A 3,223-nucleotide genomic window follows, 5' to 3' on the forward strand; every position below is an offset into this window, starting at 1 on the left:
TTGAAAGTATCTCTGATGGCAGTATCAACTGTGCCAATGATAATAGTCCTTGATTGTTCATGGTGCAAAGGTATAAATTTTTCTGTAGAATCAAAAAAATTTCCCCTAGATATATCGGGTGAGCCATTATTTGAAACCCTATAAATAGGCACACAGCATTCTTGTATTTTCATTAATATTTTGACCTTATTGTACCTTTTTCTGAAATAATTATTTTACCTTTGCAAGCATAATTACTTATTTTGTAAGGATAAGAAGCGTATGGACTCATTATATCTATTACAGTTTGCATGTCTCATATTCATGCTCGTCAATGCCTTCATCGTGGCAGTCTCTCATCTGCAAGTGAGATGGGAGAACAAGCGGTATGAGCGTTCACGATGGATGATCGTTGCCGCCATGATAGGATTGGCGATGCAATATGCGGTGCAGATGGTTTTCGGATTCCGTGCCATGCACGATAATTTAGGGGCGGTCGTCAACATCCTCATCTATACCCCTTGTTTCTCGCTTATCTCCATGGGAATCTACAACATAGAAACCACCCGTGCCAACCTCAGGAAGATGATTCAGATGTGCTGTGGTATTTATGCAGCCATTCTCCTTGTCTTTTGCGTGGAAATCAGTCTTCATCATAGCCTGTATATCAGAGAAGGACTCTATCTGATGCTGGCTCTGTTCTGCCTAAGTGTCATCTATTGCATATTCATGATTATCCGCGAGATGATCAGGCGCAAGAAGTTGTTGGAGACTATGGTAGCAACGGATATGTTGCCTTACGTAAGATGTTCCCGAGCCAGTGTCATTATTCTCTGGCTCACAGTTCTCGCTATGCCGGTTGCCATCTTTTCCACTACTTTATTATATATAGTAGGTCCCGTCGTATTGTTTGCCCTGTTGTTCTTCAATCTTACGTTTATCGCTCTCGGCAACAGTTATACCCCAACCGAAGAACTGTTGGACAAAGAAGAGGAAATCAGCGCGTCGGTGAGAACAGGACACCAGAAACCATCTGGGGGGGGCAAGTTTGAACAAAGACAAAAGCTGCAGGACAGGTACAGAAACTTTACAGCAGCTGTCAGAGGAGCGCATCGACTTTATCCGGCAGCGTCTTGACGAATGGTGTGCCGATTTGGGATATAAGGACTGTGCTGTGAATATGCTGACCCTCTCCCGCACACTGAGTATCTCCAAGGAGGAATTGTCTATATTCTTCGACCAGTATATGCAGTCTACATTCAGAATATGGCTCAGCGAGATCCGTTTCAATGCAGCAAAGAAGATGATGTTGGATTATCCTGATTATAGCAATGATATCATTTCTGCCGAGTGTGGCTTCTCTGCCCGAACCTATCTGTATCGGGTCTTCAAGACCAAGGAGGGTTGCACACCTGCCGAATGGAGAGAAGAACAGGCTGCCACCAGAACTTTAAGTTGAGAGCTGTAGCAAAAAAAATCCTGTTGGCAGTAATGCCGGCAGGATTCTGCGTTTTATCAACCTCAAGATGTCATTTATTCTATCGCCCAATCCTCTATGCTTCGCTGGTCTTCAGAGAAGTTGACACACACTTTCACAACCTTCCGCTCATCATCGGCAAAAGCCTTGGCATAGTCCTTGCCGCTGATTTGCGCCATAGCGGTATCAGCAGACTTCTCATATTTCAACTCAAAGATAAAGATACTCTTGTCCGTCTTGAGCACAAGGTCTATTCTTCCATCCGAAGTGGTATGCTCCACCTTCACATCTTCGCCAAGCATGGTAAAGATAGTGAACATCACGGCTTGATAATGACGCTCATTATTGTTGATAATCGTATATGGGAACTTATCATAGAATGCCTTCAAGTGAGGCATAAAGGCTCCCATGTCGTCATTGACGAGCACATTCTTGGAATAAGCATACACGATGGCATCATATCTTTTCATGTCTTGCGCAGTATAATACCAGACGAGACTTTCCGAGAAACCTTGTCTTACTTCTTGATTTGGGAAACATAGATGATACAATTTACCATTTTTTTCGTATCCCTTAATAGTTAGATAGCCACTTTGGAAAAGAACAGGAATAGGATCAGTAAGCCTTTCCGTAGGTGTATCAAAACGTGATGCCTGTATCCACAAATCGTCCAGATTGAGCATGTCCAAATTCTTCTGCTGCATCAGTTCTATCAAGAACGTAGGCGTACCAGATGTAAACCAATAGCTATTAAACTCCTTATCGTCCAAAGCATTGATAATACTATAAGGATTGAAGATATCCTCGCTATTGATACTGAAATGGTAACCATCATAATGCTGCTTGAGTTGCCGCAAGGTCTCCTCATAAGTGAGTCCATTATGCTCTGCCATCTCCTCGATACCCTCACGGAAATACTGAGTCAATTCACTCTTGGTGATACCACAACAGCTACTGTATTCATCCTTCAACGTGAGAATCTTGAGATTGTTCAACTCACTAAAGATGCTGAGCTGACTAAACTTAGAGATGCCTGTGATAAAAACAAAGCGAATGTTTCCCTCTTGCTGCTTCAAGGGGCTAAAGAAATCGCGCATGATGTTGCGGATGGTCTTCTGCAACTCTTCGTCACTGACAGAATCATGCATTGGAGCATCATATTCGTCGATGAGAACAACAACTTGCTTACCTGTTTGAGCCGTGGCAGCCAACAAGATATCCCTAAAGCGCCCCCCAAAGCCTTCACGCTCAGATTCAGGAACTTCTATTCCATATTTCTGCTCTTCAACTTTAAGGATATTATTTAATATGATTTTAGTATTCTCCAAACTATAATATTTACCACAACTCAGATCCAGGTGGATGACGGGATATGCCGTCCACTCCTTCTCCATCTGTTCGATGGCAAGTCCCTTGAACAGTTCTTTCTTACCCTCGAAGTAAGCCTGGAGGGTAGATACAAACAAGGACTTTCCGAATCGACGTGGGCGACTCAGAAAATGAAACTTGGCATAATGAGCCAACTGATAGACGATAGCCGTCTTGTCAGCATAGAAGTAATTCCCTTTCACGATTTCGGAGAACGTTTGTATTCCCAAAGGATATCTCTTTGAAGCCATAATCTTAATCTTTTTAATCCCAGCACAAAGATACAGATAATATTTCATAAAGCAAGCGTTTTTCTGATTATTAACAAAATAATCGTTAAAATGGGTGTCGCATTCCTACGAAGTAGACACCTAAAACATAGGAAGTAGACACCTGAAC

General features: G+C 42.4%; 3 protein-coding genes. 2 read left to right on the forward strand and 1 reads right to left on the reverse strand.

Annotated elements, in window-relative coordinates; translation table 11 throughout:
• Positions 1-261: 261 nt before the first annotated feature.
• A complete protein-coding gene (locus F7D20_RS06200; protein WP_228114122.1) occupies positions 262-1,116 on the forward strand; it encodes a hypothetical protein in 855 nt (284 codons plus the stop codon).
• The gene (locus F7D20_RS06205; RefSeq protein WP_228114123.1) at positions 1,028-1,438 is read left to right on the forward strand and encodes a helix-turn-helix domain-containing protein; all 411 of its coding nucleotides are present in this window, start codon (positions 1,028-1,030) and stop codon (positions 1,436-1,438) included. The genes F7D20_RS06200 and F7D20_RS06205 overlap by 89 nt, the downstream gene beginning before the upstream one ends.
• Positions 1,439-1,512: 74 nt before the next feature.
• On the opposite strand, the gene F7D20_RS06210 is transcribed toward F7D20_RS06205, so the two are convergent.
• Positions 1,513-3,075 (reverse strand): ATP-binding protein, encoded by a 1,563-nt coding sequence (locus F7D20_RS06210; RefSeq protein ID WP_158463300.1) that lies wholly within the window; start codon positions 3,073-3,075, stop codon positions 1,513-1,515.
• Positions 3,076-3,223: the final 148 nt, after the last annotated feature.

Source organism: Segatella copri, assembly GCF_009495355.1.
Classification (GTDB): domain Bacteria; phylum Bacteroidota; class Bacteroidia; order Bacteroidales; family Bacteroidaceae; genus Prevotella.

What these genes read in the sequence shown, in the direction of transcription:
- F7D20_RS06200 (WP_228114122.1), top strand. Translation starts at nt 262, where the DNA reads ATGGACTCATTATATCTATTACAGTTTGCATGTCTCATATTCATGCTC.
- F7D20_RS06210 (WP_158463300.1), bottom strand. Translation starts at nt 3,075, where the DNA reads ATGGCTTCAAAGAGATATCCTTTGGGAATACAAACGTTCTCCGAAATC.